This is a genomic window from Pseudomonas sp. UBA2684 (assembly GCA_002354655.1).
Taxonomy (GTDB): Bacteria; Pseudomonadota; Gammaproteobacteria; order Pseudomonadales; family Pseudomonadaceae; genus Aquipseudomonas.
Map to the genome: position 1 here is coordinate 22,483 of DELY01000020.1, position 25,377 is coordinate 47,859.

The window sequence follows — 25,377 nt, forward strand, 5'->3', positions numbered from 1 at the left end:
GCCGACTGGCTGTGGTGGGCTTGCAGCTCAACCTAGGCAAACCGCTAGCGCTTATGCGTGCACGGCCCCAGGTTGAGCAGTTCCGCCGGTTGCGGGCGGCCGAAGTGGTAGCCCTGTGCGTAGTCGCAGCCGAGTTGACGGAGAAAGTCGACTTGCTCCGGCTGTTCGATGCCTTCGGCGAGGATTTTCAGTTCCAGGCTGTGGCCGAGGGCAATGACCGCGCGGGTGATCGCCACGTCGTCCTTGTCATGCGGCAGACCGCAGACGAAGCTCTGGTCGAGTTTCAGCTTGTGCACCGGCAGGCGTTTGAGGCGCGCCAGGGAACTGTAGCCGGTGCCAAAGTCGTCGATGGCCAGGCGGATGCCCAGGTCGCGCAGGCGTTCGAGCAAGGCTTGCGCGGCGTCGGGGTCGTCCATCACCGCGCTCTCGGTGACTTCCAGCTCCAGGCAGGCCGGGTCGAGGCCGGTGTCGGCCAGTACCTGGGCCACGCGCTTGTCCAGTTCGCCACGGCTGAACAGCCGGCTGGAGACGTTCACCGCGACGAACAGCAGGGCATAGCCGGCGGTTTTCCAGGCCACCATCTGCTGGCAGGCCTGCGCCAACACCCAGGCATCGATGGCGCCGATCAGCCCGCTGTCTTCGGCGATCGGGATGAATTCGCCAGGCGGCACCAGGCCGCGTTGCGGGTGTTGCCAGCGCACCAACGCTTCGACGCCAATCAGCCGGCCGCTGCTCAGGCAATGCAGTGGCTGGTAATGCACGCGCAGTTCGTTGCCTTCCAGGGCATGGCGCAGGGCGCTGACCAATTCGACCCGCTGGCGCGCGTACTCGGTGAGTTCCAGGGCATAAAAGGCGAAGCCTTCGCGGCCACTGCTCTTGGCCTTGAACAGCGCGGAGTCGACATTGCGCAGCACTTGCTCGACGTTCTGCGCATCGCCGGGAAACAGGCTGATGCCGATGCTGGCGGCGATAAACAGCTCCTGGCCGATCAGTTGGAACGGCGTGCTCAGGCAGTCGAGCAACTGTTGGGCGAGGTCGGCGGCCTGCTCGGCGTTGCTGCAGTCTTCGCAGAGCAGGCCGAATTCGTCGCCGCCCAGGCGCGCCAGGGTCATGCCTTTACCGAGGTGCTCCTTGAGCCGCTCGCCGACGGCTTTGAGCAGCAGGTCGCCGACGTTGTGGCCCAGGCTTTCGTTGATGTGCTTGAAGTGATCCAGGTCGATCAGCAGCACGGCGCCGTGGTGCTGCTCGCGTTGCGCGCGCTCCAGGGCGTGTTCGACTCGCTCGGTGAACAGCAGGCGGTTGGGCAGGTTGCTCAGCGGGTCGTGGTGCGCCAGGTAATCCAACTCGCGTTGCGAGCGTTTCAGCGCGCTGATATCGGAGAACACCGCGACGTAATGACTGATCGCGCCCTTCTCGTCGTGGATCACCCGGATGCATTGCCACTGCGGGTAGATCTCGCCGTTCTTGCGCCGGTTCCAGATTTCCCCGCTCCAGGCGCCGCGGCTTTGCAGGGCGTGCCACATCGTTCGGTAGAAGGTGTCGTCATGCCGACCGGACTTCAGCAGGTTGGGTTGCTGGCCGAGAATCTCCGTTGCGCTGTAGCCGGTGATGCGGCTGAAGGCTGGGTTGATATGCACGATCCGTTGCGCGGCATCGCTGACCAGCACGCCTTCCTGGGTGGCATCGAACACCGCCGCGGCCTGGCGCAGGCTGTCTTCGTCGGCGCGGCGCTGGGTGATGTCGCTGGCGGTGCCGATAAAGCGCTCGGGGCGGCCCTTGGCATCGAGCAGCAGGCGGCCGCGCGACTGAATCCAACGGTAGTTACCATCGCGGTGGCGCAGCCGGTAGGTGTTTTCGTAAGGCTCCTGGCTGGCGCTGCGCAACAACTCGGCAATGGTTTGTCGGTAGTGGGCGTGGTCGTCGGGGTGCAGGTGCTGCAACCAGGCCTCGCGCGTGCCGCCCAGTTCTTCGGGTTGCAGGCCGAGCAGGGCGCTGTAGCGGGGCGAGAAAAATAACTCGCGGGTGCGCAGGTCCCAATCCCACAGGCCGTCTTCGGCGGCGTCCAGCGCCAGGCTCAGGCGCTCCTCACTGGCGCCCAGGGCACGGCGGATACGGCGTTGCAAACGCCAGTGGGAATGCAGAATCCCATACAGCAATACGCTGGTGAGCAGGACGAAGCACAAGCCCTTGAGCAGCTGCGCGCGTTCCATCTGCTGCGCGGACAGGCCGAGGGCCACCAGCAGTCCGTCGCTGAAGAAAATCCACACGCCAGCAGCCAGCATGTACATGAGGGTCAGGCGCAGGGCGTCGTGGCGTATGCTCATAAGGTGAGGGTCAGCTCTTTTCGTGTACGGCGCAGTATAGAGGTCGGCGGGGTCGTAACATTCTTATCCAAAAGACCAACTGGTTTTCTGATCCGGGTTGGCGATAATGCAATGCGGCTCGATTCTGTCGGACTGGGTCGCGTCTTCCTTTTCAAGAGGCACTCGACCCCATGTGGTACAACGGTTCTCTCGACTTGTCGATCTGGCAACTGATCGCAGTCACTCTGGTGATGACGCACGTGACGATTGTCGGTGTCACGGTATACCTGCACCGTTACTCTGCGCACCGCGCATTGGAGCTGCACCCCGCGCTCAAGCACTTCTTCCGCTTCTGGCTGTGGTTGACCACGGCGCAGAACACCCGCGAATGGACCGCCATTCACCGCAAGCACCATGCCAAATGCGAAACCGTCGATGACCCGCACAGCCCGGTGATCAAAGGCCTGGGTACGGTACTGCGCAAAGGCGCCGAACTGTATGCCGAAGAAGCGAAAAACCAGGACACCCTGCGCATCTACGGTAAGAACTGCCCGGACGATTGGGTCGAGCGTAACGTCTATTCGCGCTTTCCAATTGGCGGCGTGACCCTGATGGCAATCATCGACCTGGCGCTGTTCGGCGCCGCCGGTATCACCATTTGGGCGGTGCAGATGATGTGGATTCCGGTGTGGGCGGCCGGGGTGATCAACGGCCTGGGCCATGCGGTTGGCTATCGCAACTTCGAGTGCCGCGATGCGGCGACCAACCTGGTGCCGTGGGGCATTCTGGTCGGCGGCGAAGAGCTGCACAACAACCACCACACCTATCCCAACTCGGCCAAGCTGTCGGTGCGCAAGTGGGAGTTCGACATGGGCTGGGCGTGGATTCAGCTGTTCAGCTTCTTCGGTCTGGCCAAGGTGCAGCGCGTCGCGCCCATCGCCCATCGCGTCGAAGGCAAGCGCCAGTTGGACATGGACACCGCCATGGCGATCCTCAACAACCGCTTCCAGATCATGGCGCAATACCGCAAGTTGGTGATTGGCCCGCTGGTCAAGCAGGAGCTGGCCAAGGCCGATGCCTCGGTACGCCACCAGTTCCACCGGGCCAAGCGTCTGCTGGCCCGCGAACCGAGCCTGTTGCACGATCAGCAGCAACTGCGCATCGATGCCATGTTGGCGCAGAGCCACTCGCTCAAGGTGATTTACGAGAAACGCCTGGCGTTGCAGCAGATTTGGGCCAAGACCAGCTCCAATGGCCACGAAATGCTCGACGCCATCAAGCAGTGGGTGCACGAGGCCGAGGCCAGCGGCATCCAGTCGCTGCGCGATTTCGCCGAGCAACTGAAAACCTATTCGCTACGCCCCGCCGGGGCCGCATAAGAAAACCGCTGCTGCCGACGGATGGTTGAACCCATCGGCAGCAGACAGGTCTTTAAGTCTGCGATTGCACGTAAAAGCCCGCCGTTCGGCGGGCTTTTTGTTTTCCGTAACTACGACGCACTATGCTGCGTTTATCGCCCATGTATTCAGCAGGATGGCGGTTTTATGGACGAATTCACGCGTCTCCCTCTCGAACTGGAAGAGCTGACCCTGGCGTTGCTGCACAGCCGCGCAGAAGTCACTCGGTTGCGTGAGCGCGAGCAACTGATCAGCACGCTGCTGGGCAGTGTCAACGCGGTGCTGTGGGCGTTCGACTGGCAGACCCAGCAGGTGATTTACGTCAGCCCGGCCTACGAGCGAATCTTCGGTCGCTCCGCCGCCTTGCTGCTGGCCGATTACGGCGAGTGGCGTAACAGCATCTACCCGGATGACATGGAATACGCCGCCGAGAGCCTCGCCAAGGTGCTGGAAACCGGCGCCGTAGAGGCCCGCGAGTACCGCATCATTCGCAGTGACGGGCAACTGCGCTGGCTCAGCGACAAGTGTTTTATCAGCCGCCAGAATGAAGCGGGACAGGCGCAGATCGTCGTTGGCATCGCCGAGGACATCACCGAGAAGAAGCAGCTGGAAGGCGAACTGCATCGCCTGGCCACCATCGATGTGCTGACCCAGAGCAGCAACCGCCGCTACTTCTTCGAGTGCGCCCAGCGCGAATTCGAGCATGCCCGACAGTTCGGCAGCCCGCTGGCCTTTCTCCTGCTCGACCTCGACGACTTCAAGCAGATCAACGACAAGTACGGTCACCAGATGGGCGACCAGGTGTTGCAGCGCCTGGCCTACAGTGGCGCCTCGGTGCTGCGTCGCGGCGACCTGTTCGGGCGTATCGGCGGCGAAGAGTTCGCGGCGGTGTTTCCCGGTTGCGAGCCGGCCTTGGCCGAGCAGATTGCCGAGCGCTTGCAGCGCGAGGTGCAGCGCCTGAGCTTCAGCTACGAAAGCCAGCAATTCGGCATCACCGCCAGCCAGGGTCTGACCAGCCTGCGCGGCGACGATCAGAGCCTGGATGCGCTGTTTGCCCGTGCCGACAGCGCGATGTATCAAGCCAAGCGTCAAGGCAAGAACCAGATCGTCCTCGGTTGAGGGCAGCGCTATTAGGCGGTGGCTTGGCGATAACCCGCCGTTCAGGCGCGTATCCTCGGCAAAAATCCGCTTATTAATGTTCGATGTGGGGGCGCTGATACCTGCGCTTGCCCGGTAAATCCTTGAGCTAGAGCGGCTGGCCGACAAAGCGCGGCGGCTGGCACAGTATCTGCGTAGGGCTGTGCAGACCCAAGATCAGCCGCATAGGGCTGACAGACAATAAAAATGAAGAGACCTGCGCCGATGACCCTCACCTGCTTCCCGCCGAAAATCCCTGTGTCCCTGTTGCCGAGCGTCGGCCACCACGCCGCTGTGCAGCGCTAATTCCTGTTCGCCTATTCGTGATTCGCCGGTCTTGGCGCCCATGCGGCTGCCTGTTGCGCGAGTGCGTTGGGCGTGCGAACGAATTCGGCCTGCGCCTGCCTCTTCGTCACTGAAGCCAGAGCCCGTGCCGATGTGTCACCCATAAAAACACTGGAGAGCATCACCATGACAAAGACCTCCCTGGCGCTGGCCGTAGCTGCCAGCACCCTGGGCCTGTCCCTGAGCCAAGTCGCCAACGCGGCTTTTATTGAAGACAGCAAAGCCAGCGTTGAAGCGCGTAACTTCTACTTCAACCGTGACTTCCGTCAGGAAGGCGGGAACTCGTCAAATGGTCAGTCCAAGGCCGAAGAATGGGCGCAGGGCTTCATTCTGCGCGCCGAGTCGGGGTACACCGAAGGCACCGTGGGCTTCGGTCTGGATGCCATCGGCATGTTGGGTTTCAAGCTGGACTCCGGTGACGGCACCGCCGGCACCGGCCTGCTGACCCCGGATCGCTCAGGTGGCTCGCAGGACTATTCCTCTGACCTGGCCGTAGCTGCCAAGGCAAAAATTTCCAAGAGTGTGCTGAAAGTCGGCAGCATGCAGTACAAAAACATGGCCATTGCTTCCAGCGACAGCCGCCTGACCCCGCAGGTATTTTCAGGTGGGCAACTGGTCTCCCAAGAGATTGAAGGTCTGACTCTGGATGCCGCGCGTATTCGCGAGGTCAACAACCGCGATTCCGGCGACTACGAGGACATCAGCATCGCCAGCGGCGGTCGTCGTGGCATCACCACCCCCGGCGGTGCAACCACCGACAAGTTCAGCTATCTGGGTGGTACCTACAAGGTCACCAAGGACCTGACTGCGGCTTACTACTATTCCGAGTTGGAAGAGCTGTACAAGCAAAACTCCTTCAACCTGGTGCATGTGCTGCCGCTGGCCGACAAGCAGACCCTGAAGACCGACGTGCGTTACGCGCGCTCCACCGACGACGGACGTAGCAACGTCGACAACAAGGCCTTCGGTGCCATGGTTACCTACGGCCTCTCCGGTCATGCCTTCGGCCTGGGCTACCAGAAGATGAGCGGTGATACCGGCGCTGCCTACATCAACGGTACCGATCCATTCCTGGTCAACTATGTACAGATCGGTGATTTCGCCAACAAGGACGAAACCTCCTGGCAGGCGCGTTACGACTTCAACTTCGCCTCCATCGGCATTCCGGGTCTGACCTTCATGACCCGTTACCTGACCGGTGACAATGTGGATCGTGGTGCTGCTGCCTCTGACGGTCAGGAGTGGGAGCGCAACACCGAGCTGATGTATGTCTTCCAGGACGGGGCGCTGAAGAACCTCGGCGTGCGCTGGCGTAATGCGTCGGTGCGTTCCAACTTCGCGAACGATATCGACGAAAACCGTCTGATCGTCAGCTACACCCTGCCGCTGTTCTGATCGCCGCCCCGTCCTTGACGGGGTGTCTGTCGCGCCTGGGTAGTTGCATCCTGCCCAGGCGCGTTGCCGCATGAAAAAGCCCCGCCTGTGCGGGGCTTTTTCATGGCTCTGTACCCGTTAACGGTTGATGCAGACCGCCGTCACGCGGGAGCGGCTTTAGCCGCGAGAGATCTTCAGCGTTCAAAGATTTTCGCGGATAAATCCACTCCCACAACAGCGCGGCTTCTCCTGCAACACGTAACGGGGACATAGCCTTTTTCATGCGGCAACCGTTAACTGAACGCCGCGTAGGAGGGGCCTTGGCCGCGAGCTCTTTGGCCTGTCTTGAAGACATTGCCGGAACTGCTCGCGGTCGAGATTGCCCGCACAACAGCCTGGTGCCTTAGCGCCGTTGTGGCGCCGGTTGCTGCTGGGTGATGCAGTGGATATTGCCGCCGCCGAGGAGGATCTCGCGGCCTGGCACCATGACCACGCGGTGCTCGGGGAACACGCGCTGGAGAATGGCGCGGGCTGCCTCGTCCAGCGGGTCGTCGAAGCTCGGCGCGACGATGCCGCCGTTGACGATCAGGAAGTTGACGTAGGAGCCGGCCAGGCGCACCTCGGGGCTGCGCTCCTGGGTGCCGGCGACCAGATCGACGCCGGCGCACTCTTCCTCGCTGGCATAAAGCGGGCCGGGAATCGGCATCTTGTGCACGACCAGCTGGCGACCCCGGGCATCGCGCGCGTTTTCCAGCACGCGCATGGCGGCCTGGCAGCGCGGGTAGTTGGGGTTCTGCGCATCGTCGGTCCAGGCCAGCAGCACTTCGCCAGGACGCACGTAGCAACAGAAGTTGTCGACGTGGCCGTCGGTCTCGTCGTTGAACAGGCCGTCCGGCAGCCAGATCACCGTGTCGATGGCCAGGTGCTCGGCCAGCAGCGTTTCGATTGCCTCGCGGTTCAGGTGCGGGTTGCGGTTACGGTTGAGCAGGCACTCCTCGGTGGTGATCAGCGTGCCTTCGCCGTCGACATGGATCGAGCCGCCTTCCAGCACGAAGCCCTCGGTGCGGTAGCGCTGGCAGCGCTCGATTTCGAGGATCTTGCTGGCCACCTGATCGTCGCGTTGCCACGGGAAGTACAGGCCGCCGTCGAAGCCGCCCCAGGCATTGAAGCCCCAGTCGACGCCGCGCACTTCGCCGCTGGCGTTGCTGACAAAGGTTGGCCCGGTGTCGCGCACCCAGGCATCGTCGGTGCTGATCTCGACCACGCGGATGTTGCGATGATCGAGGCGCGCGCGGGCGTTTTCGTATTGCCCGGCCGAGACGCACACGGTCACCGGCTCGAACTCGGCGATGGCCTTGGCCACGGCAGTGAAAGCGGCTTGCGCCGGCTTGCCGCCCAGGCGCCAGTTGTCCGGGCGCTCGGGCCAGACCATCCAGGTCTGGCTATGGGCTTCCCACTCGGCCGGCATGCGGAAGCCATCGGCGCGGGGTGTGCTGGTCAGGGTGGTCATAACGGTCACCAAAACGAAGAGCTGGCTAGGATGGGTCGGGCCGCGCAGGTTGAGCGTAGCGATACCCATCGTGGGGGCGATGGGTATCGGCGCTTCGCGCCTCAACCCATCCTACAGATCACACGAAGCTCAGGACTCCAATGCGCCGTCCAGGGTCTTGAGCGGCCCATACAGGTTCGGCCGGCGGTCACGGAAACTGCCCCAGGCGCTGCGGATGTGTTCCAGCTGGTCAAGGTCGAAGCTGTGGACCAGCACGCCTTCTTCGGTTTCGTTGAGCTCTTCGACTTTCTCGCCGAACTGGTTGGCGATGAACGAGGAGCCGTAGAAGGTGATGTCGTAGCCGTCCTGGGCTTCGTTACCGATGCGGTTGGAGGCGATCAGCGGCATCAGGTTGGCGCCCGCGTGGCCTTGCTGCACGCGCTGCCAGTGGTCGCGCGAACTGATGGTCTTGTCGTGCGGTTCACTGCCGATGGCGGTCGGGTAGAAGAGAATTTCCGCACCGAGCAGCGCCATGCTGCGCGCGCACTCGGGGAACCACTGATCCCAGCAGATGCCCACGCCGATCTTGGCGTAACGGGTGTTCCACACCTTGAAGCCGGTGTCGCCCGGGTTGAAGTAATACTTCTCGTGGTAGCCGGGGCCGTCCGGGATGTGGCTTTTCCGATAAATCCCGAGGTTCGAACCGTCGGCGTCGATGATCACTATGCTGTTGAAGCGTGCGCGCCCAGCCAGCTCGAAGAAGCTGATCGGCAGCACCACTTGCAGTTCCTTGGCGATTTTTTGGAAGTGCGCGATGGCTTCGTTGGCCTCGACCGAGGTAGCCAGTTGCAGGTAGTCCGGGTTGGGCTTCTGGCAGAAGTACGGGGTCTCGAACAGTTCCTGGATCAGGATGATCTGCGCGCCTTGGGCGGCCGCTTGGCGCACCAGCTTCTCGGCGTTGGCGATATTGGCGGCGCGATCCCAGGAACAAGCCATCTGGGTAGCGGCGACGGTGACGATGCGGGACATGGAACACCTCTTAGGAACAGTCAGCGGTGACGGTAAAACTAGCAGACGAGCGATGACGACGGCGTGTCGGCGGATCTGGATCTGCCAGGGGGTTGTATGACTTTTATAGTCGATAAAAATCTGCTTTAGAAGCATAAATTTTCTATCGGGAAGTTTTAATCGATTAAAAGACGGATAAGTATCGATAAATTTATCTGCGGATTGTGCAATCAAACGACCATCGGCTGGCGTGGGGGTTCCGTCGGAGTGCTTGTCGTCCCGCTCGTCAGCGGTGGACAAGGCTTCGCCATGTCCACCCTACGCGGCCCGGCCCGGCCCAGCCTACGGCAGTGGCGCGGCGCGCTTGGGCAGATGAGGCGGCAGGTACAGGCCCAGGTAGGCATCGAACACGCGCATGCCTTCTTCGGCCAGGCGCGGGGTGATGTGGTCGTGCAGTTGCACCGAGCGGGCGTAGACGCGGTCGCCGAGTTCCATGGCCAGGGCGAACACGTCGATCTCGTCCGGCAGGGGCGGCAGGGGGAAATGCCGCTCGAACAGCGCCTGCATCAGCCGGCCCAGTTCGATGTCGTGCTGGCGGTCGGCCTGGGTCACTTCGGCGAGGCCGTGCTGGGCGAGGATCAGCTGGCGCGCGGCGGCATCGGCACTGTAGATCGCCAGCATGCGTAACTCGACGATGCGCGACAGGTCGCGCCAGGTGTGCAGGTCGGCGTGGACGACGGGCGCTTGCAGGCAGTCGCGGAAGGCGCGGTGGATGTCGGCGGTCAGCGCTTCGAGCAAGGCCGGTACGCTGGCGAAGAAGTGATAGACCGAGGAGGGCGGAATGGCCGCACGCTCGGCCACGCTGTAGATCGACAGGCTGGCCACGCCCTGTTCGGCGAGCAGTTCGCGGGCGGCGGCCAGGATCACGGCAATGCGCGCCTGGCTGCTGGCGCGGGGTTTGCGAACGGTGGCAGGGCGCGGCATGGCGATCATCTCGGCGAAGGACGCGCTATTGGACGCCAGCCGGTGCGCTGGAGGCAAGTCGGCTGGCGGCGGGCCGCGTCACGCGCAGCGATGGGCGTGTGCGGGGCGTAGGGCGCCGCGTCGCTGCTTGCTGGCGGACAAGCTGCGCATGTCCACCCTACGTCTTGATCGCCTGAGTTCAGCTGCCGTCGCGGAAGCGCGCCCATACGCTGTCGCGGGTTTGTAGGTGTTTTTCCGGCAGCGCTTCCAGGGCATACAGGCGGCGTTTGGTGTCGCGGTCCGGGTAGAGGCCGGGTTGCGCGCGCAGCGCCTCGTCGAGGAACACCTTGGAATCGGCGTTGCCATTGGGGTAGAGGGTTTCCGTGGTGATCAGCGCGGCGACCTTGGGCTGCATCAGGTAGTCGATGAAGCGATGGGCGAGATCGGCGCGGCGCGCGCTGCTGGGAATCACCAGGTTGTCGATGAACAGCACCGAGCCTTCTGCCGGCACCAGGAAGCGCACCGGCTGCCCGGCGTCGGCGGCGGCCAGCGCATCGCCGACCCAGGCCATGGCCACGCACAGGCGGCCGTTGTTGAGGTCGTCGATGTAGCGTTCGCTGTCGACGTAGCGCAGGTTCGCGCGCAGGCCATCGAGCACCTTGCCGGCGCGCTCGATGCGGCTCGGCGCGCTGCGGGTCAGGCTGCGGCCCTGGTAGTTGAGCAACAGCGACAGGGTTTCGTCCGGCGCATCGAGCACGCTGATGCCGCAGCTGGCCAGGCGTGCGCTTTGCTCGGCGTCGAACAACAGGCTCCAGCTGTCGGGCAGTGGCCCGCCGAATGCCGCTTCGGCTTGCGGCGTGTTGATCGCCAGGCCGACCGCGCCCCACAGGTAAGGCACGGCGTGGCGGTTGCTCGGGTCGACGGCGGCGAGCTTGCTCAGCAGCTGTTTGTCCAGGTGTTTGCGGTTGGGCAGGCGGCTGAAGTCCAGCGGTTGCAGGCCGCCGGCCTTGATCAGTGCCGGCAGGGCGTCGTGCGAGGGCACGGCGATGTCGATGGATTCGCCGCTGGCCAAGGCGTTGCTCAGCTCTTCGGCGGTACTGAAGGTGCGGTATTCGACGTGGATACCGGTCTCGGCCTCGAAGTCCTTGAGCACTTGCGGGGCGATGTAGTCGTTCCAGTTGTAGACGCGGATGCTGTCCGTGGCCTGTTCGGCGCTGGCCAGCAGCGGTGTGAGTACGAGCAGCAGCAAAGCGAACAAACGCGGCATGGGGCTCTCCCTGATAGCATCGTGAGTCGTTTATCCACGCCACCCGGCGCGGCCTAGGTTCGGGTGCAGCAGGTGCTGGCCGGCTGAATGCGGCGCAGCACTGTCCCGCCGCAGGTGTGAGCGCGCGGCCAGGGTAGTGACTGATTCGGCAGGTCCCGCTGGATAAAACGACGCCGGCTCAAGGCCGGCGTCGGGTGTTACTTACACGGTGTGTAGATACCAGTTGTACTCGAGGTCGGAGATCGAGTTCTCGAACTCGGCCAGCTCGCTTTCCTTACAGGCGACGAAGATGTCGATGTATTTAGGATCGATATAGCGCGCCAGAATCTCGCTGTCGTCCAACTCGCGCAGGGCATCGCGCAGGTTGTTCGGCAGGCTCTGCTCGTTCTGTTCGTACGAGTTGCCTTCCACCGGCGCATTCGGCTCGACCTTGTTGGTCAGGCCGTGGTGCACCCCTGCCAAGACGGCAGACAGCAGCAGGTAAGGGTTGGCGTCGGCACCGGCCACACGGTGTTCGATGCGTACGGCATCGGCACTGTCGTTCGGCACGCGCAGGGCAACGGTACGGTTGTCGATACCCCAGCACGGCGAGTTCGGTACGTAATACTGCGCACCGAAACGGCGGTAGGAGTTGACGTTCGGGCAGAGGAAAGCCATCGAGGCCGGCATGGTTTCCAGCACGCCGCCAATCGCATGGCGCAGCGCATCGTTCTGTTCCGGGTCTTCGCAGGCAAAGATGTTGTTGCCCTGCTTGTCCAGAATCGAAATATGCACATGCAGACCATTACCCGCTTGGTTCGGGTACGGCTTGGCCATGAAGGTGGTATCCATCTCATGGTCGTAGGCGATGTTCTTCACCAGACGCTTGAGCAGCAAGGCGTAGTCGCAGGCCTTGATCGGGTCCGCCACGTGGTGCAGGTTGACCTCGAATTGCGCCGGGGCGCTTTCCTTGACGATGGCGTCGGCCGGGATGCCTTGTTCTTTGGCGCCTTCCAGAATGTCTTGCAGGCATTCGGCGTATTCGTCCAGGTCGTCGATCAGGTAAACCTGGGTCGAATGTGGACGTTTGCCCGACAGCGGCGACAGCGGCGGCTGCGGTCGGCCGTTCACGTTGGCCTGGTCGATCAGGTAAAACTCAAGTTCGAAAGCGGCACAAATGGTAAGGCCCAGTTCGTCGAACTTCGCGACCACTTGGCGCAACACCTCCCGTGGATCGGCAAAAAACGGCTCGCCTTCCAGTTCGTGCATGGTCATCAACAGTTGCGCGGTGGGGCGCTTCTGCCAAGGCTCGTAGCACAGGGTGTTGGGGATGGGGTAGCAGATACGGTCGGCATCGCCGATATCCAGACCCAGGCCAGTGCTTTCCACTGTCGAGCCGTTGATATCGAGGGCGAATAGAGAAGCCGGGAGATTGATGCCGCGTTCGTAGACCTTATGCAGGCTCGCACGCTCGATGCGCTTGCCGCGCACCACTCCATTCATATCTGCAATGAGAAGGTCGACGAACAGGACCTCAGGATGTTCCTTAAGGAACGCGTTCGCTTCATTAAGCTGAACGGCACGCGGGGGTACCGACATGATGCAACACCTTTTTTGTTAAAAATATCAATCATGCAATTGCACAGGTATGAGTCAATCTTAAACACCTGAGCCTGTCAAGCGAGGCGTATTTTGCCCTAAAAAAGAGCCTTGTGGCCAATTTTAGGGCGTTTCAGGGCATTGCTAGCTGTGGCGCGGCCTGTGCCACTGCGGTGCTCAGTGGGGTGTGTTCAATTTTTTACATGACTATTGTGTAAAAAAATGAACAAGGCTAAGCTCGCCTGAAACCCATAACAGCAATAAAACGGGTGTCCCATGTCGCGCCTGCCGTTAATCGGCGTTACCGCCTGCACCAAGCAGATCGGTCTGCATCCCTACCATATAACCGGCGATAAATACGTTCGCGCGGTGGCTGTCGGAGCCGGTGGCCTGCCACTGATCATTCCGTCGCTGGGCGAACTGATCGATCAACCGACCCTGCTCGATAACCTCGACGGCCTGCTGTTCACCGGCTCGCCCTCCAATGTCGAGCCGCACCATTACCACGGCCCGGCCAGTGCGCCGGGTACCCAGCATGACCCCGCCCGTGACCAGACCACCTTGCCGTTGATCCGCCGCGCGCTCGCCGCCGGCATTCCCGTGCTCGGTATTTGCCGCGGCTTTCAGGAAATGAACGTGGCGTTCGGTGGCAGCCTGCATCAGAAGGTGCACGAGGTCGACGGCATGATGGACCACCGCGAGCCGGACAGTGAGTCGCTCGAGGTGCAATACGCCCCCAGTCATCCGCTGCTGGTGCAGCCGGGTGGCGTTCTCGCCGGCCTCGGCTTGCCGAGCGAGATTGTTGTTAATTCTATTCATGGCCAGGGCGTTCAGCGTCTGGCGCCGGGCCTTCGAGTTGAAGCGCTGGCGCCTGACGGGTTGATCGAAGCCTTCTCCGTCGAAGGTGCGCAAAGCTTCGCGCTGGGGGTGCAATGGCACCCCGAGTGGCAGGTACGATCCAACCCGAATTATCTCGCCATCTTCCAGGCCTTTGGTGAGGCTTGCAGGAAGAGGGCGGGGCAACGCTGAGCCGACTATAAAGAAGTCGGTTTCTCTAAAACCCTGAGGTCTCTATGAGTACCAAACTAGACCAGCTTTCGAGCTGGCTGAAAGAACGCAAAATCACCGAAGTTGAATGCCTGGTCAGCGATCTTACCGGCATTGCCCGCGGCAAGATTTCACCGACCAACAAGTTCCTCGACGAGAAGGGCATGCGCCTTCCCGAGAGTGTGCTGCTGCAAACCGTCACCGGCGACTACGTCGAGGATGACATCTATTACGAGCTGCTCGACCCGGCCGATATCGACATGATCTGCCGCCCGGACGAAAACGCCGTGTTCCTGGTGCCGTGGGCCATCGAGCCGACCGCGCAGGTGATCCACGACACCTATGACAAGCAAGGCAATCCGATCGAGTTGTCGCCGCGCAACCTGCTGAAAAAGGTTTTGAAACTCTATGCCGACAAAGGCTGGCAGCCGATTGTCGCGCCGGAAATGGAGTTCTACCTGACCAAGCGTTGCGAAGACCCGGATTTCCCGCTGCAAGCGCCGATGGGCCGCTCCGGCCGCCCGGAAACCGGTCGCCAGTCGTTCTCCATCGACGCGGCCAACGAATTCGACCCGCTGTTCGAAGACATGTACGACTGGTGCGAAATCCAGGGCCTGGACCTCGATACGCTGATCCACGAAGAAGGTCCGGCGCAGATGGAAATCAACTTCCGTCACGGCGACCCGCTGTCGCTGGCCGATCAGGTGCTGGTGTTCAAGCGCACCATGCGCGAAGCCGCGCTCAAGCACGATGTCGCCGCCACCTTTATGGCCAAGCCGATCACCGATCAGCCGGGCAGCGCGATGCACCTGCACCAGAGCATCATCGACAAGCACACCGGCAAGAACATCTTCTCCAATGACGACGGCTCGATGAGCGAGCTGTTCCTCCACCACATCGGCGGTTTGCAGAAGTTCATCCCCGAAATCCTGCCGCTGTTCGCGCCGAACGTGAACTCGTTCCGCCGCTTCCTGCCGGACACCTCGGCGCCGGTGAACGTCGAGTGGGGCGAGGAAAACCGCACGGTCGGCCTGCGCGTACCGGATGCCACGCCGCAGAACCGGCGGGTGGAAAACCGCCTGGCCGGTGCCGATGCCAACCCCTACCTGGCCCTGGCCGCCAGCCTGCTGTGCGGTTACATCGGCATGGTCGAGGGCATCGCGCCCAGCGCGCCGGTGGTTGGCCGTGGTTACGAGCGACGCAACCTGCGTCTGCCGCTGACCCTGGAAGCCGCGCTGGAACGCATGGAAACCTGCGCCACCGTGGAGCAGTACCTGGGCCGCAAGTTCGTCAGCGGCTATGTCGCGGTGAAGCGTGCCGAGCATGAAAACTACAAGCGAGTGATCAGCTCCTGGGAACGCGAGTTCCTGCTGTTGTCGGTCTGATCGACTGGGTGCCGGCGCGCGATCCGCCCGGCACCCAGCCATTGCGTACATTGTTGAGGTGGATATGACTAACCCAGTGACCAACCCGAAAACCCGCGAATGGCAGGCCATGAGCCGTGCGCATCACCTGGCGCCGTTCAGCGATTACAAACAGCTGGCGCAAGTGGGTCCGCGGATCATCACCAAGGCCGATGGCGTGTACCTGTGGGACAGCGAGGGCAACAAGATCCTCGATGGCATGGCCGGCCTGTGGTGCATGGCCGTGGGCTATGGCCGCGAGGAGTTGGTCGAGGCGGCGAGCAAGCAGATGCGCGAGCTGCCGTTTTACAACACCTTCTTTATGACCGCCCACCCGCCGGTGCTGGAGCTGGCCAAAGCCATCGCCGACATCGCCCCCGCGGGCATGAACCACGTGTTCTTCACCGGCTCCGGCTCGGAAGGCAACGACACCATGCTGCGCATGGTGCGCCACTACTGGGCGATCAAGGGGCAGCCGAACAAGAAAGTCATCATCAGCCGGCACAACGGCTACCACGGCTCCACCGTCGCCGGCGCCAGCCTGGGCGGCATGACCTACATGCACGAACAGGGCGACCTGCCGATTCCGGGCATCGTGCACATTGCTCAGCCTTACTGGTTCGGCGAGGGCGGCGAGATGAGCCCGGACGAATTCGGCATCTGGGCCGCCGACCAGCTGGAGCAGAAGATTCTCGAAGTCGGCGAAGACAACGTCGCCGCCTTTATTGCCGAGCCGATCCAGGGCGCGGGCGGGGTGATCATTCCGCCGGAGAGCTACTGGCCGCGCATCCGCGAAATCCTCGACAAATACGACATTTTGTTTGTGGCCGACGAAGTGATCTGCGGCTTTGGCCGCACCGGCGAATGGTTCGGCAGCGACTATTTCGGCAACGCGCCGGACCTGATGACCATCGCCAAGGGCCTGACCTCCGGTTACATCCCCATGGGCGGCCTGATCGTGCGCGACGAGATCGTCGAGGTGCTCAACCAGGGCGGCGACTTCAACCACGGCTTCACCTACTCCGGGCACCCGGTGGCGGCGGCGGTGGCGCTGGAAAACATCCGCATCCTGCGCGACGAAAAGATCGTCGAGCGGGTCAAGGCAGAAACGGCACCGTATTTGCAGAAACGTCTACGCGAGCTGGCCGACCATCCGTTGGTGGGCGAAGTGCGTGGCGTGGGCCTGCTCGGCGCGATCGAGCTGGTGAAGAACAAGGCCACCCGTGCGCGTTACCCGAGCGAGGTGGGCGTCGGCATGATTTGTCGCGGTCACTGCTTTAATAACGGTCTGATCATGCGCGCGGTGGGCGACACCATGATCATTTCGCCACCGTTGGTGATCAGCAAGGCCGAGATCGACGAGCTGGTCGACAAGGCGCGGCGCTGCCTCGACCTCACCGCCCAGGCGGTACTGGGGTAAAGCCGAGGCTTTACAGGGTTTCGGGCGGTTACGTCTGAAAGTTGTAAAGAGTGCCGCGACCTTGCCAGACTGCGCCAGTGCGTTGGCCAGGCTCACCGGAAGGTGTTGCAGATAGGCTGCGCACCTTCTGGAAAACTTTTACAACAACAGGAGCTGTACGCATGAAAACATTCGGCAAAACCCTTCTCGCGTTGTCCCTGGCGGGCGCCATCGTAGGCGTCGCACAGGCCGAGGATAAAGTGCTGCACGTGTACAACTGGTCGGACTACATCGCTGAAGACACCATTGCCAACTTCGAGAAAGAAACCGGCATCAAAGTGGTCTACGACGTCTTCGACAGCAACGAAACCCTGGAAGCCAAGCTGCTATCCGGCGGCTCGGGCTACGACATCGTGGTGCCGTCCAACCAGTTCCTTGCCAAACAGATCAAGGCCGGCGTGTTCCAGAAACTCGACATGAGCAAGCTGCCGAACTGGAAGAACCTCAACCCGGACCTGATGAAAGCCCTGGAGACCGCCGATCCGGGTAACCAGTACGCCTTCCCCTACCTGTGGGGCACCACCGGCATCGGTTACAACCCGGAGAAGGTCAAGGCCGCACTGGGCGTCGACACCATCGACTCCTGGGACGTGATCTTCAAGCCGGAAAACATGGAGAAGCTGAAAGCCTGTGGCGTTTCCATGCTCGATGCCCCGGATGAAGTGTACGCCGCCGCGCTGCACTACCAGGGCCTGAACCCGAATCCGACCAGCGTCGACGACGTGAAGAAGGCCGAAGAGCTGCTGATGCAGGTGCGTCCGTACGTCACCTACTTCCACTCGTCCAAATACATCTCCGACCTGGCCAACGGCAACATCTGCGTGGCGCTGGGCTGGTCCGGCGACATCTTCCAGGCGCAAGCGCGTGCCGAAGAAGCGAAGAACAACGTACCGGTCGCCTACACCATTCCGAAAGAAGGCGCCGCCTCGTTCTTCGACATGATGGCCATTCCGGCCGATTCCAAGAACGTCGAAGCCGCGCATATCTTCCTCAACTACATCCTCACCCCGGAAGTGATCGCGCCGATCTCCGACTACGTCGCCTACCCGAACGGCAACAGCGCCGCGACGCCGTTGGTGGCCGAGGAAATCCGCAACAACCCGGGTATCTACCCGACCGAAGCCGCCTCGAAGAAGCTCTACACCTTCGCCGAGCTGAGCCCAGCGGTGCAGCGCGCCGTTACCCGCAGCTGGACCAAGGTGAAATCGGGCCGCTAAGTCACACGAAGCCACCCCAGTTTCTGGCGGGTCAGCCCGCCAGAAACCCTAACAATAAAAAGGAAGCTTGCATGCGTTGTTCAACTCTTCTGGCCGGCCACGTGGCCGTGCCATTCGCTGTCCCGTGGTCGACCGTCAGCTCGCGCGGCGTAGGGCGCTGCCCTGGCGTCGCCGTTGACGGGCGCTAAGCCACTGAACAACAAAGGTCTTTTCCGATAAAGTGCCGGCCCTTTTGCGGGCGGCCCGATAAAAGAGGACACACGTGTGCGAATTTCCTTCGGCAAAACCCTGAGCGCCAGTGCGTTGGCGTTTGGCCTGGCGGCTACGGCCCAGGCAGCAGGGACCGTGCATATTTACAACTGGAGCGACTACATCGGCGAAACCACCCTCGCCGAGTTCCAGAAAACCACCGGCATCAAGCCGATCTATGACGTCTTCGATTCCAACGAAACCCTGGAAGGCAAACTGCTCGCGGGCCGCAGCGGTTACGACGTGGTGGTGCCGTCCAACCATTTCCTCGGCAAGCAGATCAAGGCGGGCGCGTTTCAGAAGCTCGACCGCAGTCAGCTGTCGAACTGGCAGAACCTTGACCCGGTATTGCTCAAGCAACTGGAAGTCAACGATCCCGGTAACCAGTATGCGGTGCCGTACCTGTGGGGCACCAACGGCATCGGCTACAACGTCGAAAAGGTCAAAGAAGTGTTGGGTGTCGATAAAATCGACTCCTGGGCGGTGCTGTTCGAGCCGGAAAACATGCAGAAGCTCGCCAGCTGTGGCGTCAGCTTCCTCGATTCGGCCGACGAGATGATTCCCGCGGTACTCCAGTACCTGGGCCTCGATCCGAACAGCAGCAATCCCGAGGATTACGCCAAGGCCGAAGCCAAGTTGCAGGCCGTGCGTCCTTACGTCACCTACTTCCATTCCTCCAAGTACATCGGCGATCTGGCCAACGGCAACATCTGCGTGGCCGCCGGTTTTTCCGGCGACATCCTGCAAGCGGCCGACCGTGCCGAGGAAGCCGGCAAGGGCGTGGACATCGCTTATGCGATCCCGCAAGAAGGCGCCAACTTGTGGTTCGACATGCTCGCCATTCCGGCGGATGCGCAGAACGCCAAAGAGGCCCATGCCTTTATCAATTATCTGCTTGAGCCTGCGGTCATCGCCGGGGTCAGCGATTACGTTGGCTACGCTAATCCTATTCCCACAGCGGGCGAGCTGATGGATCAGGACGTGCGCAACGATGCGGCGGTGTACCCGCCGCAAGCGGTTTTGGACAAGTTGTTTATCTCGGCGGAGCTGCCGATCAAGGTGCAAAGGCTGATGACTCGTAGCTGGACCAGGGTCAAGTCAGGCCAGTAATTTCAAACGTCCGGCCGCCGGGGCTGGACGCTACTTTTGCGGGAGTTTTGGTAATGGCAGTTGCTTCCAGTGCCTATAAAAAGGTTCTTGAGGGTGATCAGCAACCGAAAGAGGTGTTGGTCAAGATCGAACGTGTGACCAAGAAATTCGATGAAACGGTCGCCGTCGACGATGTCTCTCTAACCATCAACAAAGGCGAGATCTTCGCCCTGCTGGGCGGCTCGGGGTCGGGTAAATCGACCCTGCTGCGCATGCTCGCGGGTTTCGAGCGACCGACCGAGGGGCGCATCTTCCTCGACGGTGAAGACATCACCGACCTGCCGCCCTACGAGCGGCCGATCAACATGATGTTCCAGTCCTACGCGCTGTTCCCGCACATGACCGTGGCCGAGAACATCGCCTTCGGCCTCAAGCAGGACAAAATGTCCAAGGCCGATATCGATGCCCGCGTGGCCGAGATGCTCAAGCTGGTGCAGATGAGCCAGTACGCCAGACGCAAGCCGCACCAACTGTCCGGTGGCCAGCGTCAGCGCGTGGCCCTGGCCCGTTCGCTGGCCAAGAGCCCGAAGCTGCTGCTGCTCGACGAGCCGATGGGCGCGCTGGACAAGAAACTGCGTTCGCAGATGCAGCTTGAGCTGGTCGAGATCATCGAGCGCGTCGGCGTGACCTGCGTCATGGTGACCCACGACCAGGAAGAGGCCATGACCATGGCCCAGCGCATCGCCATCATGCACCTGGGCTGGATTGCCCAGATCGGTAGCCCGATCGACATCTACGAAACCCCGACCAGCCGCCTGGTCTGCGAATTTATCGGCAACGTCAACCTGTTCGACGGCCAAGTGGTGGACGACGCCGAAGGCCACGCGCTGATCGACAGCCCGGACCTGGAGCGCAACATCTTCGTCGGCCACGGCGTCAGCACCTCGGTGCAGGACAAGAGCATCACCTACGCGATTCGCCCGGAGAAGCTGCTGGTCACCACCGAGCAGCCAAGCTGCGAATACAACTGGTCGCGTGGCACCGTGCACGACATCGCCTACCTGGGTGGTCACTCGGTGTTCTACGTCGAACTGCCGAGCGGCAAGATCGTCCAGTCCTTCGTCGCCAACGCCGAACGGCGTGGCGCGCGGCCGACCTGGGACGATCAAGTGTTCGTCTGGTGGGAGGACGATAGCGGGGTGGCATTGCGCTCATGAACATTTCCCGAAGCCTCCGTCGCCTGACTCCGTCTGGCCGGCACGTCGTCATCGGTGTGCCATTCATCTGGTTGTTCCTGTTCTTCCTGCTGCCCTTCATCATCGTCCTGAAGATCAGCTTTGCCGAAGCCGATGTGGCCATCCCGCCGTACACCGACGTGTACAGCTGGGCGGAAAACAAGCTGTCGGTGGTGCTCAACCTGGGCAACTACATCTTCCTCAGCGAAGACGACCTGTACCTGGCCGCCTACCTCGGCTCGTTGAAGATGGCCTTCTTCAGCACCCTCATCTGTTTGCTGCTCGGCTACCCGATGGCCTACGCCATTGCCCGCGCCGACAAGGAAATGCAGACGGTGCTGCTGCTGCTGATCATGATGCCGACCTGGACGGCGATCCTGATCCGCGTGTACGCCTGGATGGGCATCCTCAGCAACAACGGCCTGCTCAACGGCTTTCTGCAGAGCATTGGCCTGATCGACGAACCGTTGCAGATCCTCAACACCAACATCGCGGTCTATATAGGGGTTGTGTACTCGTATTTGCCGTTTATGATCCTGCCGCTCTACGCGAACCTGGTGAAGCACGACCAGAGCCTGCTGGAGGCCGCAGCCGATCTGGGCTCCAGCACCTTCAACAGCTTCTGGAAAATCACCGTGCCGCTGTCGAAGAACGGCATCATCGCCGGCTGCATGCTGGTGTTCATCCCGGTGGTCGGCGAGTTCGTCATCCCTGAGCTGCTCGGTGGCCCGGAGACGCTGATGATCGGCAAGGTGCTCTGGCAAGAGTTCTTCAACAACCGCGACTGGCCGGTGGCGTCTGCCCTGGCGGTGGTCATGCTGGCGATTCTGATCATTCCGATCATTCTGTTTAACCGTAACCAAGCCAAAGAGATGGAGGGCCGCGCATGAGACGTTTCCGTTTCTCCAGCATCATGCTGTGGGTCGGTCTGCTGTTCATCTACCTGCCGATGCTGATCCTGGTGATCTACTCGTTCAACGCCTCGCGGCTGGTCACGGTGTGGGGTGGCTGGTCGGTGAAGTGGTACGTCGGCCTGCTCGACAACACGCAACTGATGAACTCAGTGATGCGCTCACTGGAAATCGCCTGCTACACCGCGATTGCCGCCGTGGCGCTGGGCACCCTGGCCGCCTTCGTGCTGACCCGGGTGACCCGCTTCAAGGGCCGCACGCTGTTCGGTGGCCTGGTCACCGCGCCGCTGGTGATGCCCGAAGTGATCACCGGTCTGTCGTTGCTGCTGCTGTTCGTGGCCATGGCCCAACTGATCGGCTGGCCGGCCGAGCGCGGCATCCTGACCATCTGGATCGCCCACACCACGTTCTGCTCCGCCTACGTGGCGGTGGTGGTGTCGGCGCGCCTGCGTGAGCTGGACCTGTCCATCGAGGAGGCGGCCATGGACCTGGGCGCCAAGCCGTGGAAGGTGTTCTTCCTGATCACCATCCCGATGATCGCGCCGTCGCTCGCGGCTGGCGGCATGATGTCCTTCGCCCTGTCGCTGGACGACCTGGTGCTGGCCAGCTTCGTCTCCGGTCCTGGCTCCACAACCCTGCCGATGGAGGTGTTCTCCGCCGTGCGCCTGGGCGTGAAGCCGGAGATCAACGCGATCGCCAGCTTGATCCTGCTGTCGGTCTCGCTGATGACCTTCATCATCTGGTTCTTCGCCCACCGCGCCGAAGAAAAGCGCAAGAAGGCGATTCAGCAGGCCATGGACGAAACCACTGGCGCCAGCCAGCAGACCGGCCAGGACAGCCGCCGCGACCCGTCGCAGGTCCACGCAACCGCGTAGGCCGTTGTATGAGTAGACAGAAAAGGGTCACTGCGGTGGCCCTTTTTTGTGGCTCTGGCCCCGTTATGTGGTGCCGGGGCGGGTAACCTGAGGCGCAGCGCGACGACGCCCGACGAGCCTGATGTACCGCGGTATGCGCCAGAGCATCGGACGGCCGCCGCGCCAAGTCGCCCGACCTATCGACCTGCAACCGCTAACGCGTAGATCGCCGTTGCCCGCGCACGCAGCATTGGCTCGGATTCGTTGCGTAAAAAACTGTATATCCATACAGATTAAGATTGCCTGATCGAGCGCTACTGCGCATGCTGTGCGGCATCGCGACCAGGAATCAGTGATGACGGCCATGCGGCTCTTCCTCTGTGAAAAACCTTCCCAGGCCAAAGACATCGCCCAGGTGCTCGGCGCCACCCGGCGTGGCGACGGCTGCTGGCTGGGCGCGAACCTGACGGTAACCTGGTGCATCGGTCACCTGCTGGAAACCGCCCCGCCGGACGCCTACGACGCCCGCTACAAGCGCTGGGTGCTGAGTGACCTGCCGATCATCCCCGAGCGCTGGAAGATGCTGGTCAAGCCCAAGACCGCCGGCCAGTTCAAGGCGGTCAAACGCCTGCTCGGCGAAGCCGACGAACTGGTCATCGCCACCGACGCCGACCGCGAGGGCGAAATGATCGCCCGCGAGCTGGTCGAGCATTGCCGCTATCGCGGGCCGATCCAGCGCCTCTGGCTGTCGGCCCTGGACGATGCCTCGATCCGCAAGGCCCTGGCCGCGCTCAAGCCCGGCAGCGACACCTTCAGCCTCTACCATTCGGCGCTGGGCCGCTCGCGCGCCGACTGGCTGATTGGCATGAACATGAGCCGGCTGTTCACCCTGCTCGGCCAGCAGTCCGGTTACCAGGGCGTGCTGCCGGTGGGCCGGGTGCAGACGCCGACCCTGCGCCTGGTGGTGGATCGCGATCGCAGCATCGCCGCGTTCGTGCCGCTGCCGTACTGGGCCATCGACGTGCCGCTGCTGGCCGACGGCACCGCGTTCAGCGCCCAGTGGCGCGCCGCGCCGCAGGTCTGCGACGAGCAGGGTCGTTGCCTCAATCAGGCCCTGGCCGAGGCGGCGGCGACGGCCATGCGCAACGCCGCCAGCGCGCAGGTGGTAAAGCTGCGCACCGAGCGCATGCGCGAGGCACCGCCGCTGCCGTTCGATCTCGGCACCTTGCAGGAAGTTTGTTCCAAGAAGCTCGGCCTCGGCGCGCAAGAAACCCTGGATATTGCCCAGGCGCTCTACGAAAGCCACAAGCTCATCACCTACCCGCGCAGCGATTGCGGCTACCTGCCGCTCAGCCAGCACACCGAGGCAGCGGCCATCCTCGCCGCCCTCGGCCGCGCCGATCCTGCGCTGGCCGGCCTGCTCCCGCATCTCGACGCGCAGCGCCGCTCGCGCGCCTGGAACGACGGCAAGGTCAGCGCCCACCACGGCATCATCCCCACCGCCGCCGCGCAGAACCTGGAGCGCCTGGTCGGCAAGCAGCGGGCGGTCTACAGCCTGATCCGTGCGCGCTACCTGGCGCAGTTCCTGCCCAGCCATGAATACGACCGCACCCAGGCCGATTTCGCCTGCGCCGGCCAAGCCCTGCGCGCAGTGGGCAAGGTGATCGTCGAACCGGGCTGGCGGCGTGCCCTGCCCGAAGCCCTGACACCCGCCAACGGCCGAGAAGCGGCCCCCGCGCAAGCCCTGCCGGCCCTGCGCGAAGGGCAGGATTGCAGAGTGATGGGCGTGACCCTCAAGGATCTCTGGACCCAACCGCCGAAACCCTTCACCGAAGGCGACCTGATCAAAGCGATGAAGAACGTCGCCAAACTGGTCGACGATCCGCGCCTCAAACAGAAACTCAAGGACACCACCGGCATCGGCACCGAAGCAACCCGCGCCGGCATCATCCAGGGCCTGCTCGACCGCGGCTATCTGCTCAAACAAGGCAAGGCCCTGAGCGCCACCCCCGCCGCGTGCAGCCTGATCGACGCCGTCCCCCGCGCCATCGCCGACCCCGGCACCACGGCGATCTGGGAACAGGCACTGGACATGGTGCAGAGCGGCGAGATGAGCCTGGATGAATTCGTCGCCAAACAATCGGCCTGGATGAGCAAACAAGTGCAACGCTGCGCCAGCCTACGGCTGACCATCAACGGCCCGGCGAGCCCGGCCGCCGCACCCTGGAAAGGCAAACGCAAAAGCACTAAACGCAAGGCGGCGGGTGGGCGCAAGCGGGTTGGCAAACCGCCCGGCCAGTAAGGGCCGGTCAGGCACGGCAAGTAGCCACCTGCCAGAAGCGGCTAAGGAAAATTCCAACACGGTAGGCTGGGTTAAGCGCAGCGATACCTATCATCGGTCAATAGACAGAACAAACATGCTGCCAATAACACATGGATGTTTTGTTTTAGGGGCGCAACAGGATCACGGTGAATAGCCGCCATCCAATGTGGCTAGCATGATCGAAAGCATGATGGGTAGCGCTATGCTCAACCCATCCTACGAGCTCACAACGGCGCCATGCGCAGCCTCCCAAAAATACCAAGCGCGGAGTAACTGCCAGTTGCTATCACCCACAGCCCTTGGTGTATAACACTCTTATCCCGCCACCAACGCGCTGTAATCCCCGAGCCAGATAGGGGTAGCCGAAGGACAAGGAATGTTATCCACCACGCCCGTAAACGCGTTATCACACCATTTGGTGTCTAATTATAGTTAGGCGGCAAAGCAAAGCAGGTGGAATATGGAAGTTCTGCAACCAAATAACATATGGCGCATTCAACCTGGTACTTCGCGGCGGCCGCACAAATCCGTACCGAAATACGCGCATTCGTTAACCACATTATTCACATCACCACCTGCCAAAGCGGCACGTGGCTGTCGCATCTTCAAGCTCTTTTTCCTGACAATCCGCACGCGTATGCTTCAAGCCAAATGTCCAACAACGTCGAGCACTCAGGTTCAGTGCTCGTCACAAATCCGCGGCGCGGCCTAACAAGTGGTATATGGACT

19 protein-coding genes are annotated in these 25,377 nt (G+C 62.1%); 13 read left to right on the forward strand and 6 right to left on the reverse strand.

The features are described from left to right. Positions 1 to 44: 44 nt before the first annotated feature. A complete protein-coding gene (gene dibA, locus B3M58_RS08425; RefSeq protein WP_296218290.1) occupies positions 45 to 2,324 on the reverse strand; it encodes a phosphodiesterase DibA in 2,280 nt (759 codons plus the stop codon). A 170-nt stretch (positions 2,325 to 2,494) separates the two neighbouring features. Here dibA and desA point away from each other — a divergent pair, with 170 nt between their 5' ends. The 3 genes from desA to B3M58_RS08440 all read left to right on the forward strand — a co-directional run bounded on the left by desA (position 2,495) and on the right by B3M58_RS08440 (position 6,577). Beyond that, a complete protein-coding gene (gene desA / locus B3M58_RS08430; protein ID WP_296218292.1) occupies positions 2,495 to 3,682 on the forward strand; it encodes a delta-9 fatty acid desaturase DesA in 1,188 nt (395 codons plus the stop codon). A 165-nt stretch (positions 3,683 to 3,847) separates the two neighbouring features. Continuing rightward, complete coding sequence (locus tag B3M58_RS08435) at positions 3,848 to 4,819, forward strand: GGDEF domain-containing protein (protein ID WP_296218293.1); 972 nt, start codon at positions 3,848 to 3,850, stop codon at positions 4,817 to 4,819. Between the two features lie 489 nt (positions 4,820 to 5,308). Beyond that, positions 5,309 to 6,577 (forward strand): OprD family porin, encoded by a 1,269-nt coding sequence (locus B3M58_RS08440; protein ID WP_296218295.1) that lies wholly within the window; start codon positions 5,309 to 5,311, stop codon positions 6,575 to 6,577. 382 nt (positions 6,578 to 6,959) lie between these two features. On the opposite strand, the gene aguA is transcribed toward B3M58_RS08440, so the two are convergent. The 5 genes from aguA to B3M58_RS08465 form a co-directional block, all read right to left on the reverse strand. Next, a complete protein-coding gene (aguA, locus tag B3M58_RS08445; protein ID WP_296218296.1) occupies positions 6,960 to 8,066 on the reverse strand; it encodes an agmatine deiminase in 1,107 nt (368 codons plus the stop codon). Between the two features lie 129 nt (positions 8,067 to 8,195). Further along, complete coding sequence (gene aguB / locus B3M58_RS08450; protein WP_296218298.1) at positions 8,196 to 9,074, reverse strand: N-carbamoylputrescine amidase; 879 nt, start codon at positions 9,072 to 9,074, stop codon at positions 8,196 to 8,198. Positions 9,075 to 9,395: 321 nt separating this feature from the next. Continuing rightward, positions 9,396 to 10,037, reverse strand: a complete 642-nt coding sequence (locus B3M58_RS08455; protein ID WP_296218300.1) for a TetR/AcrR family transcriptional regulator — start codon at positions 10,035 to 10,037, stop codon at positions 9,396 to 9,398. A 178-nt stretch (positions 10,038 to 10,215) separates the two neighbouring features. Next, positions 10,216 to 11,283 carry an extracellular solute-binding protein gene (locus B3M58_RS08460; protein WP_296218302.1) on the reverse strand — a complete coding sequence of 356 codons (1,068 nt, stop codon included), beginning with the start codon at positions 11,281 to 11,283 and terminating at the stop codon, positions 10,216 to 10,218. Positions 11,284 to 11,484: 201 nt separating this feature from the next. After that, a complete protein-coding gene (locus B3M58_RS08465; protein WP_296218304.1) occupies positions 11,485 to 12,861 on the reverse strand; it encodes a glutamine synthetase family protein in 1,377 nt (458 codons plus the stop codon). A 276-nt stretch (positions 12,862 to 13,137) separates the two neighbouring features. Between B3M58_RS08465 and B3M58_RS08470 the strand changes: the two genes are divergently transcribed. The 10 genes from B3M58_RS08470 to B3M58_RS08515 form a co-directional block, all read left to right on the forward strand. Further along, positions 13,138 to 13,890, forward strand: coding sequence for a gamma-glutamyl-gamma-aminobutyrate hydrolase family protein (locus tag B3M58_RS08470; protein WP_296218305.1), 753 nt, complete (start codon positions 13,138 to 13,140; stop codon positions 13,888 to 13,890). A gap of 44 nt (positions 13,891 to 13,934) precedes the next feature. After that, entirely contained in the window at positions 13,935 to 15,293 is a 1,359-nt protein-coding gene (locus B3M58_RS08475) for a glutamine synthetase family protein (RefSeq protein WP_296218307.1), read from the forward strand. A gap of 64 nt (positions 15,294 to 15,357) precedes the next feature. Further along, positions 15,358 to 16,731 (forward strand): aspartate aminotransferase family protein, encoded by a 1,374-nt coding sequence (locus B3M58_RS08480; protein WP_296218308.1) that lies wholly within the window; start codon positions 15,358 to 15,360, stop codon positions 16,729 to 16,731. 161 nt (positions 16,732 to 16,892) lie between these two features. Beyond that, the gene (locus B3M58_RS08485; protein WP_296218310.1) at positions 16,893 to 17,987 is read left to right on the forward strand and encodes a polyamine ABC transporter substrate-binding protein; all 1,095 of its coding nucleotides are present in this window, start codon (positions 16,893 to 16,895) and stop codon (positions 17,985 to 17,987) included. 264 nt (positions 17,988 to 18,251) lie between these two features. Beyond that, a complete protein-coding gene (locus B3M58_RS08490; RefSeq protein WP_296218312.1) occupies positions 18,252 to 19,346 on the forward strand; it encodes a polyamine ABC transporter substrate-binding protein in 1,095 nt (364 codons plus the stop codon). Between the two features lie 53 nt (positions 19,347 to 19,399). After that, positions 19,400 to 20,542: an ABC transporter ATP-binding protein gene (locus B3M58_RS08495; RefSeq protein WP_296218314.1), complete on the forward strand. Its 1,143-nt coding sequence runs from the start codon at positions 19,400 to 19,402 to the stop codon at positions 20,540 to 20,542. Beyond that, positions 20,539 to 21,450: an ABC transporter permease subunit gene (locus B3M58_RS08500; RefSeq protein ID WP_296218315.1), complete on the forward strand. Its 912-nt coding sequence runs from the start codon at positions 20,539 to 20,541 to the stop codon at positions 21,448 to 21,450. The genes B3M58_RS08495 and B3M58_RS08500 overlap by 4 nt, the downstream gene beginning before the upstream one ends. Beyond that, entirely contained in the window at positions 21,447 to 22,346 is a 900-nt protein-coding gene (locus B3M58_RS08505) for an ABC transporter permease subunit (RefSeq protein ID WP_296218317.1), read from the forward strand. The genes B3M58_RS08500 and B3M58_RS08505 overlap by 4 nt, the downstream gene beginning before the upstream one ends. A gap of 343 nt (positions 22,347 to 22,689) precedes the next feature. Beyond that, positions 22,690 to 24,627, forward strand: a complete 1,938-nt coding sequence (locus B3M58_RS08510; RefSeq protein ID WP_296218321.1) for a DNA topoisomerase III — start codon at positions 22,690 to 22,692, stop codon at positions 24,625 to 24,627. Positions 24,628 to 25,134: 507 nt separating this feature from the next. Continuing rightward, positions 25,135 to 25,377, forward strand: a 243-nt coding sequence (locus B3M58_RS08515; protein ID WP_296218318.1) for a hypothetical protein, incomplete at its 3' end; no start/stop codon positions are given.